The 14,864-nt window shown below is 71.9% G+C and carries 12 protein-coding genes and 2 rRNA genes; all 14 read right to left on the bottom strand.

The features are described from left to right. Positions 1 to 4: 4 nt before the first annotated feature. Positions 5 to 775, bottom strand: coding sequence for a pseudouridine synthase (locus ABEA53_RS04000; RefSeq protein ID WP_345479700.1), 771 nt, complete (start codon positions 773 to 775; stop codon positions 5 to 7). Continuing rightward, positions 759 to 1,502: an SMC-Scp complex subunit ScpB gene (gene scpB / locus ABEA53_RS03995; protein ID WP_345479699.1), complete on the bottom strand. Its 744-nt coding sequence runs from the start codon at positions 1,500 to 1,502 to the stop codon at positions 759 to 761. Before scpB ends, ABEA53_RS04000 begins: the two co-directional genes overlap by 17 nt. Next, the gene (locus tag ABEA53_RS03990; protein ID WP_345479698.1) at positions 1,495 to 2,319 is read right to left on the bottom strand and encodes a segregation and condensation protein A; all 825 of its coding nucleotides are present in this window, start codon (positions 2,317 to 2,319) and stop codon (positions 1,495 to 1,497) included. Before ABEA53_RS03990 ends, scpB begins: the two co-directional genes overlap by 8 nt. Next, positions 2,306 to 3,196 carry a ParA family protein gene (locus ABEA53_RS03985; RefSeq protein WP_345479697.1) on the bottom strand — a complete coding sequence of 297 codons (891 nt, stop codon included), beginning with the start codon at positions 3,194 to 3,196 and terminating at the stop codon, positions 2,306 to 2,308. The genes ABEA53_RS03990 and ABEA53_RS03985 overlap by 14 nt, the downstream gene beginning before the upstream one ends. Before the next feature lie 242 nt (positions 3,197 to 3,438). Beyond that, a complete protein-coding gene (gene xerD, locus ABEA53_RS03980) occupies positions 3,439 to 4,347 on the bottom strand; it encodes a site-specific tyrosine recombinase XerD (RefSeq protein ID WP_345479696.1) in 909 nt (302 codons plus the stop codon). Between the two features lie 55 nt (positions 4,348 to 4,402). Beyond that, positions 4,403 to 5,059: an NUDIX domain-containing protein gene (locus ABEA53_RS03975; RefSeq protein WP_425550593.1), complete on the bottom strand. Its 657-nt coding sequence runs from the start codon at positions 5,057 to 5,059 to the stop codon at positions 4,403 to 4,405. Continuing rightward, complete coding sequence (gene pyrG / locus ABEA53_RS03970; RefSeq protein WP_345480567.1) at positions 5,052 to 6,770, bottom strand: CTP synthase; 1,719 nt, start codon at positions 6,768 to 6,770, stop codon at positions 5,052 to 5,054. The genes ABEA53_RS03975 and pyrG overlap by 8 nt, the downstream gene beginning before the upstream one ends. 110 nt (positions 6,771 to 6,880) lie before the next feature. After that, positions 6,881 to 8,605: a DNA repair protein RecN gene (gene recN, locus ABEA53_RS03965; protein WP_345479694.1), complete on the bottom strand. Its 1,725-nt coding sequence runs from the start codon at positions 8,603 to 8,605 to the stop codon at positions 6,881 to 6,883. Continuing rightward, positions 8,602 to 9,513: an NAD kinase gene (locus ABEA53_RS03960; RefSeq protein WP_345479693.1), complete on the bottom strand. Its 912-nt coding sequence runs from the start codon at positions 9,511 to 9,513 to the stop codon at positions 8,602 to 8,604. The genes recN and ABEA53_RS03960 overlap by 4 nt, the downstream gene beginning before the upstream one ends. After that, positions 9,510 to 10,328: a TlyA family RNA methyltransferase gene (locus tag ABEA53_RS03955; RefSeq protein ID WP_345479692.1), complete on the bottom strand. Its 819-nt coding sequence runs from the start codon at positions 10,326 to 10,328 to the stop codon at positions 9,510 to 9,512. The genes ABEA53_RS03960 and ABEA53_RS03955 overlap by 4 nt, the downstream gene beginning before the upstream one ends. Positions 10,329 to 10,449: 121 nt before the next feature. Beyond that, complete coding sequence (locus ABEA53_RS03950; protein ID WP_345479691.1) at positions 10,450 to 11,454, bottom strand: HAD-IIA family hydrolase; 1,005 nt, start codon at positions 11,452 to 11,454, stop codon at positions 10,450 to 10,452. A 4-nt stretch (positions 11,455 to 11,458) separates the two neighbouring features. After that, entirely contained in the window at positions 11,459 to 12,547 is a 1,089-nt protein-coding gene (locus tag ABEA53_RS03945) for a hypothetical protein (RefSeq protein ID WP_345479689.1), read from the bottom strand. An 85-nt stretch (positions 12,548 to 12,632) separates the two neighbouring features. After that, a 5S ribosomal RNA gene (gene rrf, locus ABEA53_RS03940) occupies positions 12,633 to 12,749 on the bottom strand. 158 nt (positions 12,750 to 12,907) lie between these two features. Next, positions 12,908 to 14,864: ribosomal RNA gene (locus ABEA53_RS03935) — 23S ribosomal RNA — on the bottom strand; the annotation flags it as partial.

The raw sequence follows: 14,864 nt of genomic DNA, 5'->3' as shown, positions 1-14,864 counted from the left end.
GAGTCTACCGGTCGGCCCGCTCCCGCCCCACGAGGGTCGCCAGCGCCCCGAACTCGGCCGCAGTGAGGTCGCGCGACCTGCCGACGGGCAGGTCGCCGAGCTTCAGCGGCCCGAACTCCCGGCGCACCAGCTCCTGCACCGGGTGACCGACCGCGTCGAGCATCCGCCGCACGATCCGGTTGCGTCCGGAGTGCAGTGACAGCTCGACGAGCGACGCACCGGCCTTGGCGCCGTTCGGCAGCACGCGCACGCGGTCGGCGGCGATCGGGCCGTCGTCGAGCTCGACGCCCTGCCGCAGCTGCGCGAGCGCCTGCGACTTCACCGCGCCGGTGACGAGCGCGATGTAGGTCTTCGTCACGCCGAAGGAGGGGTGCGCGAGCACGTGCGCGAGGTCGCCGTCGTTCGTGAGCAGCAGCAGCCCCGAGGTGTCGGTGTCGAGGCGGCCGACGTTGAAGAGCCGCTCCTCGTACTGCTCGGTGAAGCGCGTGAGGTCGGGGCGCCCGCGGTCGTCCTTCATCGTCGAGACGATGCCGGTCGGCTTGTGCAGCACGATCGTGCGGCGGGCGGGGTCGACGCGGACCGGGACGCCGTCGACGGCGACCTCGTCGACCGTCGGGTCGACCCGGGTGCCGGGCTCGGTGACGACGCGGCCGTTCACGGCGACGCGGCCGGCGGCCATCAGGTCCTCGGAGACGCGGCGGGAGGCGACGCCGGCGGCGGCGAGCACCTTCTGCAGGCGCTCCCCGTCCGTGCGCTGCTCAGCGGGCGACGGCATGTGCGGCCTCCACGCCCTCGAGCAGCGGTGCGAGCGGGGGCAGCTCGTCGAGCGAGCGGATGCCGAGCGCCACGAGCAGGTCGTCGGTCGTGCCGTACAGGACCGCACCGGTCTCCTCCGACCGGCCGACCTCCCCCACGAGCCCGCGGGCGACGAGCGTCTTCAGCACGGAGTCGACCGAGACCGCGCGGATCGCCGCGACCTGGCCGCGGGTCACGGGCTGGCGGTAGGCGACCACGGCGAGGGTCTCGAGCGCGGCCTGGCTGAGCCGACCGGTGGTCTCGATCTCGAGCAGGTGCCGCACCGCGCCGTCGTGCGCGGCGCGCGCGTACAGGCGGTAGCCGCTCGCGAGCTCGCGCAGCTCGAAGCCGCGGCGACGGCCGCCGGCGCGCCCGTCGAGGTCGTCCCGGATGCGCTCGATCGCCTGGCGGACCACCGCGACGGGCCGGTCGACCGCGCCGGCGACGGTGAGCAGGTCCAGCGGGCGGTCGGCGACGACGAGCAGCGCCTCGATCGTCGCGTCCAGCTCGTCGAGGGAGGCGGAGGAGGGTCGCGGCGCCGGCGCCTCGGCCTGCGAGGCTGCGGCCGCGGCCGCTGCCGCTGCCGCTGCCGGTGCAGCGGCGGCCGGCTCGGCGACGGCGGTGCCGAGCAGGCCGGACAGCAGCAGGGCGACGGGCTCCTGGGGCACGCGGCGTGCAGGCCGTTCGGTCGTCGGGTGCTCAGTCATCGAAGCCTCCTCCCAGTCGCGCGAGCATCGCGTCGTCCCAGTCTGGCGCGGTCCAGCGCACCACGAGTGCACCCAGCGGGTCGAGCTGCTCGAAGACGATCGCCCCGAGCCGGTACAGCTCGAGCACGGCGAGGAAGCGGGCGACCACGACGGGCCGCTCCGCGGCGGGGCCCGTGAGGTCGAGGAACGACATCGCGGCACCACGACGGAGCATCGCGACGACCTCCGCGGCCTGCTCGCGCAGCCCGATCGCGGAGCCGTGCAGGTGGTCGACCCGCACGGCGGGCTCGGGCCGCGGCGCGAGGGCCGCAGCGGCGAGCAGCGCGAACGCGGCGACGTCGACGGGCAGCTCGGGCGGCGGAGGCGGCGGCGCCTGCTGCTCGTGCACCGCACCGCGGTGCGCGTGCCGCGAGTCCTCGACGGCCAGCGCGTCGGCGAACCAGGTCGACGCCTCCTTGAAGGCGCGGTACTGCAGCAGCCGCGCGAAGAGCAGGTCGCGGGCCTCCAGCAGCGCGACCGCCTCCGCGTCCACGACCTCGCCGGCGGGCAGCAGGCCGGCGATCTTCGCGTCGAGCAGGGTGGCGCCGACGACGAGGAACCCGCTCGTGGTCTCGAGGTCGGCGTCGTCGCCGAGCCGTTCGAGGTGCGACAGGAACTCGTCGGTCACGATGGACAGCGCCAGCTCGGTCACGTCGAGCTCGCGCCGCCCGATCAGGTCGAGCAGCAGGTCGAACGGGCCGTCGAAGCCGCCGACGCGGACGCGGAAGCCTGGGGCGGTCCCGCCGTCGTTCGACGGGGCCGGGTCAGGCGAAGGCACCCCGTGCCACCAGCTCGCGGGCGAGCTGCAGGTACGCCGCGGCGGCCCGGTGCTCGGGGGCGTACTCGAGGATCGGCTCGCGGGCGACCGAGGCGTCCGGGAACTTCACCGTGCGGCTGATCACCGTCTCGAGCACGTCGGCGTCGAACGCCTCCACGACGCGGTCGAGGACCTCGCGGCAGTGCAGGGTGCGCGGGTCGTACATCGTGCCGACGATGCCGTCGAGCGCGATCGCGGGGTTCAGGCGGTCGCGGACCTTCTCGATCGTCTCGACGAGCAGCGCGACGCCGCGCAGGGCGAAGTACTCGCAGGCGAGCGGGATCACGACGCCGTGCGCGGCGGTGAGCGCGTTCACGGTCAGCAGGCCGAGCGACGGCTGGCAGTCGATCAGCACGATGTCGTAGTCGTCGCTGACGCGGCGCAGCACGCGGGCGAGGCTCTGCTCGCGCGCGACCTCGTTGACGAGGTGCACCTCCGCGGCGCTCAGGTCGATGTTCGCCGGGATGATGTCGAGCCCGTCGATCTGCGTGTGCTGGATCGCGATGCGCGGGTCGGTGCGCGACGAGCCGAGCAGCAGCTCGTAGATCGTGGGCACGTCCTCGGTCTGCACCTTGAAGTTGGCGGACAGCGCCCCCTGCGGGTCGAAGTCGATCAGCAGCACGCGGCGGCCGTAGGAGGCGAGCGCGGCCCCGAGGTTCACGGTGGTCGTCGTCTTGCCGACCCCGCCCTTCTGGTTGCAGAGGGCGACGATGCGCGCGGGGCCGTGCTGCGCGAGCGGCGCGGGCACTGGGAACTCGTGCGCCGGCCGTCCGGTCGGGCCGAGCGGCAGCGCCCCCTCCTCGTCGGAGCGGGTGTCCAGCACGGTCGTCTGCGTCATGGGTGGGTTCCTCAGGTGCGGCTCGTCGAACGTGTGCCCACGGTATGTCGCGCTGTCCCCCGTCCGAGGGAGACTCGCCGCTCGGCGGCTTCCCAGCGAGCAGGGCCGGCGTGTCCCCTGCTCGCGGATCCGGAGATCGTGCGCGGATCCGGTCGGATCCGGCGACACCCCGCGCGGAGGGCCTCGGAGGCGGCGTGTCGCTCCGGTCGTCCGGATCCGCGGACGACCACGGGCGGGGCGGTTCAGCGGGCGCGGGGGTGGGCGGTCGTGTAGACGTCGCGCAGGGCGTCCGCCGTCACCAGCGTGTACAGCTGCGTCGTCGCCACCGAGCTGTGCCCGAGCAGCTCCTGCACCACGCGCACGTCCGCGCCGCCCTGCAGGAGGTGCGTGGCGAAGCTGTGCCGGAAGGTGTGCGGCGAGACGTGCGCGGACAGGTCCGCCCGCTCCGCCGCCGCCTGGATGACGAGCCACGCGCTCTGCCGCGACAGCCGGGCGCCGCGCGGACCGAGGAACAGGGCCGGCGTCGCCGCGCCCTTCACCGCCCACATCGGCCGCACGCGCGTCAGGTAGGCGTCGACCGCGGCGCGGGCGTAGGAGCCGACGGGGACCATCCGCTGCTTGCCGCCCTTGCCGAGCACCCGCACCATCTCGCCCGTCGCCAGGTCGTCGACGTCGAGCCCGACCGCCTCGCTCACGCGGGTGCCGGTGGCGTAGAGCAGCTCGAGCAGGGCCCGGTCCCGCACGAGGACCGGGTCCTCCCCCTCCGTCGCCGCGATCAGCCGCGCCATGTCGTCGATGGGGATCGCCTTGGGCAGGCGCAGCGGCAGCTTCGGCGGATCGACCTCGTGCGCGACGTCGTCGGCGACCAGTCCGTCCTCGGCGAGGAACCGGTGCAGCCCGCGCACGGAGGAGAGCATGCGGGCGGCGGAGGACGCGGCGGCGCCGTCCTCGCCGCGGATGCGGTCGAGGAAGGCCGCGACGTCCGCGGTGGTGACGTCGCCGATGTCCGTGCGGCCCGCCTCAGCGAGGTGCGCGGCGTACCGGGCGAGGTCGCGCCGGTACGCCGCGAGCGTGTTGTCGGACAGCCCGCGCTCGACGGCGACGTGGCGCAGGAACCGCCCGACCGCCTGCTCGACCTGCACGCTCCTCATGCTGCAGGAGATCCGGCGCTGGAGGCGCCGGATCTCCTGCAGGACGGAGGTCGGGTCAGCGGGTGTGCCAGGGGGCGCCGCCCAGCACGGGGTGGCGCAGCCAGGGCTCGTCGCCGGGCGCGAGCGTCGCCCAGTCGCGGGCACGGGAGGCGGCCGCGGCGAGTGCGCCGATGGCGAGCGAGGGGCTCTGCACGCGCCGCGCGAGCACGGCGTCGACGACGTCGTCCAGGCTCACCCAGCGCACCTCGATGTCCGCCTCCTCGTCCTCGCGCTGGAACGCGGGCACGGCCGACACGTCGCGCGCGAGGAACACCCGGATCGTCTCGTCGCTGCCGCCCGGCGAGTTCTGGAAGTCGGCGAGCACGTGCCAGGTCGCGGCGGCGAGGTCCGCCTCCTCGGCGAGCTCCCGCTGCGCGGCGAGCAGCGCCGGCTCCTCGGGCTCGTCCAGCAGCCCGGCCGGGATCTCCCACGCGCGGGTCCGGATCGGGTGCCGGTACTGCCGGATCAGCAGCACGCGCCCCTGGTCGTCGAGCGCGAGCACCGCCACGGCGCCGGCGTGCCGGATCACCTCGCGGGTGATGGCGGCGCCGTCGTAGTCGAACGTCTCGGTGGCCACGTCCCAGACGCGGCCGGAGTGGATGAGGCTCTCCGAGGTGAGCTCGTGCTGCTCGGGGACGTCGGCGATCGGGCCGGTCTGCTCGTGCTCAGGCACCGGCCGACACCTCCTCCTCGACCGCGGCGTCCTCGAACAGGCGGGAGGCGCGCTGGCGGTCGAGCGCCGCGGTGATCAGGCCGCGGAACAGCGGATGCGACCGGGTCGGGCGCGAACGCAGCTCGGGATGCGCCTGCGTGCCGATGTAGAAGGGGTGCACGTCGCGCGGCAGCTCGACGAACTCGACGAGCCGGTTGTCGGGCGAGGTGCCGGAGAACACGAGCCCCGCGGTCTGCAGGCGCTCCCGGTAGTGGTTGTTCACCTCGTAGCGGTGGCGGTGCCGCTCGCTCACCTCGGCGCGGCCGTACAGGTCGCGCGCGAGCGTCCCCTCCTCCAGGTCGGCCCGGTACAGGCCGAGGCGCATGGTGCCGCCCATGTCGCCGCCGGCGATGATCGCGACCTGCTCCGCGATCGTGGCGATGACGGGGAACGGGCTGTCGGGGTCGAACTCCGTGGAGGAGGCGTCGGGCAGGTCGGCCTCGTGGCGCGCGTACTCGATGACCATGCACTGCAGGCCGAGGCAGAGGCCGAGCGCAGGGATGCCGTTCTCACGGGCGAAGCGCAGCGCGCCGACCTTGCCCTCGATGCCGCGCACGCCGAATCCGCCGGGGATGCAGATGCCGTCGAGGTCGCCGAGGTGCTGCGCGGCGCCCTCCGGCGTCTCGCACTCGTCGCTCGGCACCCATCGCAGGTGCACCTTCGTGGCCTGCGCGAAGCCGCCGGCCCGCAGCGCCTCGGTGACGGACAGGTAGGCGTCGGGCAGGTCGATGTACTTGCCGACGAGGCCGATCGTGACCTCCTGACGGGGCTGGTGCACGGCCTGCAGCACGCCGTTCCAGCGGGTGAGGTCGACGGGGCCGGCCTCGAGGCCGAGCGCCTCGACGATGATGTCGTCGAGGCCCTGCGAGTTGAGCATCGCGGGGATGTCGTAGATCGAGGGCGCATCGGTGGCGTTCACGACCGCTTCCTCGTCGACGTCGCACATCAGCGCGATCTTCTTGCGGTTCGCGTCGGTCACGGGCCGGTCCGACCGCAGCACGAGCGCGTCGGGCTGGATGCCGATGGAGCGCAGCGCGGCGACGGAGTGCTGCGTCGGCTTCGACTTCTGCTCGCCCGAGGTGGGCAGGTAGGGCACGAGCGACACGTGCACGAAGAACACGTTGCGGCGGCCGAGCTCGTGGCGCACCTGGCGCGCGGACTCGAGGAACGGCTGGCTCTCGATGTCGCCGACGGTGCCGCCGATCTCGGTGATGATCACGTCGGGCTGTGGGTCGTCGGAGGCCTGCAGGCGCATGCGCCGCTTGATCTCGTCGGTGATGTGCGGGATGACCTGCACGGTGTCGCCGAGGTACTCGCCCCGCCGCTCCCGCGCGATGACGGAGGAGTAGATCTGGCCGGTCGTCACGTTCGCCGACTGGCTCAGGTTGATGTCGAGGAACCGTTCGTAGTGCCCGATGTCCAGGTCGGTCTCGGCGCCGTCGTCGGTCACGAAGACCTCGCCGTGCTGGAACGGGTTCATCGTCCCGGGATCGACGTTGAGGTAGGGGTCGAGCTTCTGCATGACGACGCGCAGACCGCGCGAGGTCAGGAGGTTCCCCAGGCTGGCGGCCGTCAGGCCCTTGCCGAGCGAGGAGACGACACCCCCTGTGACGAAGACGTGCTTCGTCGTCCTCGGAGCACCCGTCGCGGGTTGGTCCGACTTGGCCGGCATCGAGCTTCCCGTGTCCACCACGGGGTTCCATTGTATGGACCCCTCGGACACCCCGCTGACACCGGCGACGATCGCGACGTCGGGAGGCGGGCTCCCGATCGACGGCGGGGTCAGGAGGCGTCGGTCGCCAGGTCGAGCAGCTCCTGCGCGTGCGCCAGGGCGGACTCGCTCGTGGTGAGCCCGGACAGGAGGCGCGCCATCTCGGCGGTCCGCTCCTCCCCCGTCAGCCGCTGCACGGTCGAGGTCGTGACGCCGCCGTCGGAGCCCTTCAGCACCTTCAGGTGGTTCGTGGCGAACGCCGCGACCTGCGCGAGGTGCGTGACCGCGATCACCTGCGAGGTGCCGGCCAGCCGCGCGAGCCGCTTGCCGACCTCGATGGCCGCCGCGCCGCCGATGCCCGCGTCGACCTCGTCGAAGACGAAGGTCGGCACCGGGTCGGTGCCGGCGAGCACGACCTCGAGCGCGAGCATCACGCGCGAGAGCTCGCCGCCCGAGGCGCCGCGGCCGATCGGGCGGGGTTCCGCGCCCGGGTAGGCCTGCAGCAGCAGCTGCACGACGTCGCGGCCGGTCGCGGTCAGCTCGTCGCGGCTCGTCACCTCGACCAGCACCGCGGCGGTGCCCATCGCGAGGTCCGCCAGCTCGGCGGTCACCGCGCTGCCGAGCCGCTCGGCGGCCTCGCGGCGCACCTCGGTCATGCGGTCCGCGAGCTCGACGGCGAGGCGCTCGTCCTCCTCGACCTGCACCGCCAGCGTCTCGATCCGGTCGGGGTCGGCGTCCAGCTCGAGCAGGCGGCGTCCGCCGGCGTCCGCGAAGGCGAGGACGTCGTCGAGGGCCGGCCCGTACCGGCGCAGCAGCACCCCGAGCTCGTTGATGCGCTGCTGCGTCACCTCGAGCCGCCCCGGGGCGTCCGGATCGAGCCCGGCGAGGTAGCTCGCGAGGTCGGAGGAGGCGTCGGCGGCCAGGGAGGCGACGGAGGCCACGGTCTCGGCCAGGGCGGCGAGCTCGGGATCGATCGGCGCGGCCCGTTCCAGTGCGCGGCGCGCCTCGACCAGCAGGGAGAGCGCGTCCGTCGCCCCGACGTCCTCCGCGGACAGGGCCTCGTGCGCCGTCGCGGCGGCGATGCGCAGCTCGTCCTGGGCGCCGAGCCGCTCCGCGAGGGCGGCGAGCTCGACGTCCTCTTCCGGCTGCGGCGCGACGCCCTCGATCTCCGCGAGGGCCGTGCGCAGCTCGACCGCCTCGGCCGTGCGGGCGGCCTGCTCGGCGGACAGCCGCTCGAGCTCCGTGCGGTCGGCGAGGAACCGGCGGTGCACGTGCGTGTACTGCTCGAGGAGCTCGCCGAGCGGCGCTCCCGCGAACCGGTCGAGCAGCTCGCGCTGCGCGGCGGGCGACTTGAGCCGCAGCTGCTCGGACTGGCCGTGGACCGCGACCAGCTCCTCCCCCAGCGCCTGCAGCACGCCGACGGGCACCGACCGGCCCGCGACCGCCACCCGGCTGCGCCCCTCGGCGCTCAGACTGCGGGAGACGAGCAGCTCCGCGGTGCCGTTCCCGACGGGCTCGAGCTCACCGCCGGCCTCGTCGACGCGGTCGGCGACGGCGCCGTGCTCGGGCACGATCCACCGGGCCTCGGCGACGGCGCGGTCGGCACCCGCGCGCAGGACGCCCGAGTCCGCGCGACCGCCGAGCAGCAGCCCGAGAGCGGTGACGACCATCGTCTTGCCGGCGCCGGTCTCGCCGGTGAGCGCGGTGAAGCCCGGACCCAGCGGCAGGACCGCGTCCTCGATGACGCCGATGCCGCGGATCGTGATCTCCTCGATGCCGGGGCGGGGTCCGCTCACGACGCCGGGCCTCGCCATCCGCCCACCGGCAGGTCGAACTTGCTCACCAGCCGGTCGGTGAATCGGTCCGTGTCGGAGTGGAGGCGCGCGAGCCGCACGGGCTGCGGCGAGGCGGAGATCTCGATGCGGGCGCCGGCCGCGAGGTCGAACATGCGCCGGCCGTCGCACCACAGGACGCCGGTGGCCGGCGTGCGGCGCACGACCTCGACGGCGATGGTGGACGTGGGCGGCACGACGAGCGGCCGGGCGAAGAGGGCGTGCGCGGACAGCGGCACGACGAGCATCGCGTCGAGCGTCGGCCACACCACCGGACCGCCGGCCGAGAAGGCGTAGGCGGTGGAGCCCGTGGGCGTGGACACGACGACGCCGTCCGCGCCGAAGGAGGACAGCGGCCGCTGGTCGACCTCGAGCACGACCTCGAGGACCCGCTCGCGCGCCGCCTTCTCGACGGTGGCCTCGTTCAGCGCCCAGTCCTCGTGCACGACCCGGCCGTTCTGCACGACGCGCACCGCGATCGCGCGGCGCAGCTCGACGTCCCACTGCTTGGCGACGACGCGCTTGATCGTGTCGCCCAGGTCGTCCCGCTCGGCCTCCGCGAGGAAGCCGACGTGCCCCATGTTCACGCCGAGCAGCGGCACGTCGGAGTTCCGCACGAGCTCGGCCGCGCGCAGGATCGTGCCGTCGCCGCCGAGGACGACCACGAGCTCGAGGTCGTCGACCTCGACGTCCTCGCCGAGCACCGCGATGCCGTCGACGTCGCAGCGGGCCGCGAGGTCGGAGCGCTCCACGGTGGTCAGCACCGGCACGACGCCGCCGCCGCGCAGCATCGCCAGGGCGGAGGAGGCGGCGTCGACGGTGGCGTCCCGACCCGTGTGCGCGAGGATCAGGACGTAGCGACGCTCCGTCATGCGACCTCCCCCGCGTCCGGGCGCACGCTGCGCTCGATCGACGTCGACCATTCTGCGGGATCGCTCCCGCGAGACCGGTGGAGGTGGACCAGGACCTCCCGATTGCCGTGGGCGCCGACCAGCGGGGACGCCATCACGCCGGCGGTCCGCAGCCCCAGCGAGGCCGCGGTGTCGAGCACGCTGCGCACCGCCGACTCGCGGTCGGCGGGGTCGGGCACCAGGCCGACCCGCACCTTGGTGCGGCCGACTTCGAACTGCGGCTTGACCAGGCAGATCACGTCGGCCTCCGGATCGGCCACGGCCACGATCGCCGGCAGGATCATGGCGAGGGAGATGAAGGAGAGGTCCGCGACGACGACCTCGGGCGGCGCTGCGGAACCGCTCAGCTCGGTCAGCCGCTCAGGCGTCAGGGACCGCGCGTTCTCCCCCTCCACGACGACGACCCGCGGGTCCTCCCGCAGCTCGGGCACGAGCTGGTCGTGGCCGACGTCGAGCGCCACGACGCTCGCGGCGCCGCGTTCGAGCAGCACCTGCGTGAAGCCGCCGGTGGAGGCGCCGAGGTCGAGCGCGGTGCGGCCGCGCACGTCGACGGAGAAGGCGTCGAGCGCCGCGTCGAGCTTGCCCGCCGCCCGGCCGACCCAGCCGTTGACCGACTCCACCTCGATCTCGGCGTCGTCGCCGACGCGCAGCCCCGGTCGCGTGACCGTCGCGCCGTCCACCCGCACGTGCCCGTCCTTGATCGCTCCCTGCGCGGCCGTGCGGGAGCGGGCGAGCCCGCGCTCGACGAGGGCGAGGTCGAGCCGCTCGTCGCTCACGCGCCGGGCAGCTCGAGGCGGGCCTCGAGGCGCTGCTGGGCCTCGAGGTAGGCGGCCGCGCGGGCCTCGACGGGCAGGGCCTCCACGTCGGCGGGGGTGCTGCGCTCCTCGTGCATGGCGGTCACTGTAGCGACGCCCGCAGACCCAGCACCGAGTCGGGGATGCGCAGGGCGTATGCGCTGACACCCGCGGTCCAGACCGCCTCGACGGCCGCGCGCAGCAGGTCGACGGGCTCGCCCGCCTTGACCACCTCGAGCGAGACGCCGTCCACGCGGGCGACCGCCTTGCCGACCTGCACGCCGTCGCGGCGCCGCTTCACCTCGGGGTAGGGCTCGAGCAGCCCGCGCAGGTCCCGCAGGATGAAGCCGGGCCGGCGGTTCGGCTGGGCCGCCAGCAGCTCCTTCGGGCCGTCGATGCCCGTGAGGACGAGCGCGGAGGGCATGCCCGCGGCGTTGGCGCCCTGGATGTCCGTGTCGAGCCGGTCGCCGACGAAGAACGGCCGCTGCGCCGCGAAGCGGTCCACGGCGACCTCGAAGAGCGGCGTCTCGGGCTTGCCCGCCACGACCGGGAGACGGCCGACCGCGGAGTGCACCGCGGAGACCAGGGTGCCGTTGCCCGGCGCGATGCCGCGGTCGACGGGGATCGTCCAGTCGGTGTTGGTCGCGATCCACAGGCGGTCCGGATCGGCCAGCGCGAAGGACGCCTCGGCGAGGTCGCTCCAGCCGAGCTCGGGCGAGAAGCCCTGCACGACCGCGTCGGGCGCGTCGTCCGCGCTCGCAGCGAGCGTGAACCCGGCTTCGAGGACGACCGCGCGCAGGCCCTCCCCGCCGATGACGAGGATGCGGGCACCGGCCGGCAGCCGGTCGGCGAGCAGGCGGACGGCGGCCTGCGGCGAGGTGACGACGTCGTCCGGCCCGGCGGGCAGCCCGAGGTCGGTCAGGTGCGCGGCGACGGAGGCGGCGGTGCGGGAGGCGTTGTTCGTGATGTAGCCGATGCGCACCCCGCTCGATCGCACGGCCGCGAGCGTCTCCGGGGCGTGGGCGACGGCGTTCCGGCCCCGGTAGACCACGCCGTCGAGGTCGAGCAGCAGGACGTCGGCGTTCCCCAGCGGGGCGGGTCGGGCCATGACGTCAGTCGCGATCGGTGGGCGCGGTGCCGTCGTCGGACGACTCGGACGCGGCGATCGCGTCGTGCGGGGACACCGACTCCTCGGTCGCGCTCTCCACCGACGCCGCGGCACCGGCCTCCGTGGGGTCCTCGTCCTCGGGCTCGGGCTCGGGCTCGGGCTCGGACTCCTCCGTGACCTCGGTCTCCACGGAGATGGAGTCGCCCTCGGCGTCGACGTCGGCGAGCACCCGCTCGGCGTTGTCCGCGCGGGTGCGCCAGCGCTCGGCCTCCGCGGTGTCGCCGAGCTCGTCGTGCACGGTCGCGAAGGCGTCGTAGAGCGAGGGCGACCACACGTGGACCCGCTGCAGGTCGATCGGCGCCCGCTCGAGCTCGTCGAGGGCCGCACCCGCGTCGCCCTGGTCGAGGCGGGCGCCGGACATCGCGATCGCGAGCCCCGCCTGCGCCTCGAGCGGCAGAGCCGCGCGGTCGACCGAGCGGCCGACCTCGAGCGCGCGGTCCGGCCGGCCCACGCCGCGTTCGCTGTCGACCATCAGCGCGATCTGATCGTCGGACCCGGAGATCCGGCGGAAGGTGCGCAGCTCCCGCAGCGCGAGCGCGAAGTCGCCGGAGGCGTAGGCCGCGATCGCGACGCTCTCCCGCACGACGGCGACCCGGCCCGCCCGGCGCGCGGCGGCCAGCGCGTGGCGCAGGGCCTCGTCGGGGTCGTCCTCGATCACGCGGGAGGCCGCCACCAGGTGCCGCGCGACCGCCTCGGCGTTCTCCTTGGTCAGGGTGCGCAGCTCGCTGCGCGCGACCTTGTCGAGGTCCGACGCCTTGATGTCGTCCGGCAGCGCCGGCTCGTCGACGTGCCGTCCGCCCCCGAGGCGGTGCGCGCCGTCCGCTGCACCCGCTGGGCGCTGATCCCGCCGAGCACCGTCGCGGGCGGGACGGTCCGAGGCGGGAGACCGCCCTGCGCGGTCGGTGGATCGCCTGCCGCCGCGCTGCAGCGGCCGATCGCCTTCGCGACGGGGCCCTCGCGCGCCGGCGTCGTCCCGGTCGTGTCGGCCCGCGCGACGCGGCCGGTCGCCTCTCGGTGCGTCCTGGTCGCTCACGGTGCTCCTCGGCGGGTCGCGTATGGAAATAGAAAAAGGGGGAGGTCGCCCGCTGTGCGGGTGACCTCCCCCTGGTGATGAAGAAGTCCGGCGGTGTCCTACTCTCCCACGAGGTCCCCCTCGCAGTACCATCGGCGCTGAGAGTCTTAGCTTCCGGGTTCGGAATGTGACCGGGCGTTTCCCTCTCGCTATGGCCGCCGAAACATGTGGTGATGTTCCGTGCTGTTACCACCCTGCACCACAGCCCACACACGTAGGGCGTGTGTTGGTGGTGGTGCGGGGTGGTCCCGACCGTCCATCGGGAACCACATAGTGGACGCGAGCAGCAAGCTCATTCTCATGCCCCACGCATGGTGGGGTGTGTTCAAGTCGTCGGCTTATTAGTACCGGTCAGCTCCACAGGTCTTTCGTCCCTGCTTCCACATCCGGCCTATCAACCCAGTCGTCTACTGGGAGCCTCTCACCCTCTAGGGGCATGGAAGTCTCATCTTGAAGACGGCTTCCCGCTTAGATGCTTTCAGCGGTTATCCGGTCCGAACGTAGCTAATCAGCGGTGCTCCTGGCGGAACAACTGACACACCAGAGGTTCGTCCATCCCGGTCCTCTCGTACTAGGGATAGATCTTCTCAAACTTCCAACGCGCGCAGCGGATAGGGACCGAACTGTCTCACGACGTTCTAAACCCAGCTCGCGTACCGCTTTAATGGGCGAACAGCCCAACCCTTGGGACCTACTCCAGCCCCAGGATGCGACGAGCCGACATCGAGGTGCCAAACCATGCCGTCGATATGGACTCTTGGGCAAGATCAGCCTGTTATCCCCGAGGTACCTTTTATCCGTTGAGCGACAGCGCTTCCACAAGCCACTGCCGGATCACTAGTCCCGACTTTCGTCCCTGCTCGAGATGTCTCTCTCACAGTCAAGCTCCCTTGTGCACTTACACTCGACACCTGATTGCCAACCAGGTTGAGGGAACCTTTGGGCGCCTCCGTTACTTTTTGGGAGGCAACCGCCCCAGTTAAACTACCCACCAGGCACTGTTCCTGAACCGGATCACGGTTCGAAGTTAGACATCCAGAGCGACCAGAGTGGTATTTCAACAATGACTCCACGAACACTGGCGTGCCCGCTTCACCGTCTCCCACCTATCCTACACAAGCCGCACCGAACACCAATACCAAGCTATAGTAAAGGTCACGGGGTCTTTCCGTCCTGCTGCGCGTAACGAGCATCTTTACTCGTACTGCAATTTCGCCGAGTTCGTGGTTGAGACAGCTGGGAAGTCGTTACGCCATTCGTGCAGGTCGGAACTTACCCGACAAGGAATTTCGCTACCTTAGGATGGTTATAGTTACCACCGCCGTTTACTGGGGCTTAAATTCTGAGCTTCGCCTTGCGGCTGACCCTTCCTCTTAACCTTCCAGCACCGGGCAGGCGTCAGTCCGTATACATCGTCTTGCGACTTCGCACGGACCTGTGTTTTTAGTAAACAGTCGCTTCCCACTGGTCTCTGCGGCCGTCCACGCTTCCCCCAGCAAGTGGGTTCACGTTTCTGGCCCCCCTTCTCCCGAAGTTACGGGGGCATTTTGCCGAGTTCCTTAACCACGATTCTCTCGATCTCCTTGGTATTCTCTACCTGACCACCTGAGTCGGTTTGGGGTACGGGCGGCTTGAACCTCGCGTCGATGCTTTTCTTGGCAGCATAGGATCACCGATTTCCCCCGTGAGGGGTACCCATCGGGTCTCAGGCTGTATGAGACACGGATTTGCCTATGTCTCGCCCTACACCCTTAGACCGGGACAACCATCGCCCGGCTCGGCTACCTTCCTGCGTCACACCTGTTACTACGCTAGCCGCACCAGACCGGGTCGACCGCTACGCCACGATCCTGGAACCTCGAAAGGCACAGCGACGGTGGTTTCAGAGTCTTAGCATTACTGGATTAGCTTGGGCGGTTCTTCGCCGGTACGGGAATATCAACCCGTTGTCCATCGACTACGCCTGTCGGCCTCGCCTTAGGTCCCGACTTACCCAGGGCGGATTAGCCTGGCCCTGGAACCCTTGGTCTTCCGGAGGACGGGTTTCTCACCCGTCTTTCGCTACTCATGCCTGCATTCTCACTCGTGTGGCGTCCACGGCTGGTTTCCACCGCCGCTTCACTCGCCACACGACGCTCTCCTACCGATCCGCACGACTGAACCACGAAGGCTTGTCACAAATGCGAATCCCACGACTTCGGCGGTGTGCTTGAGCCCCGTTACATTGTCGGCGCGGAATCACTTGACCAGTGAGCTATTACGCACTCTTTCAAGGGTG

The sequence above is a fragment of the Amnibacterium soli genome, from assembly GCF_039544415.1.
Taxonomy (GTDB): Bacteria; Actinomycetota; Actinomycetes; order Actinomycetales; family Microbacteriaceae; genus Amnibacterium; species Amnibacterium soli.
Note: the sequence above shows the minus strand (reverse complement) of the source record. Positions and strands in the feature narration are given on the sequence as shown.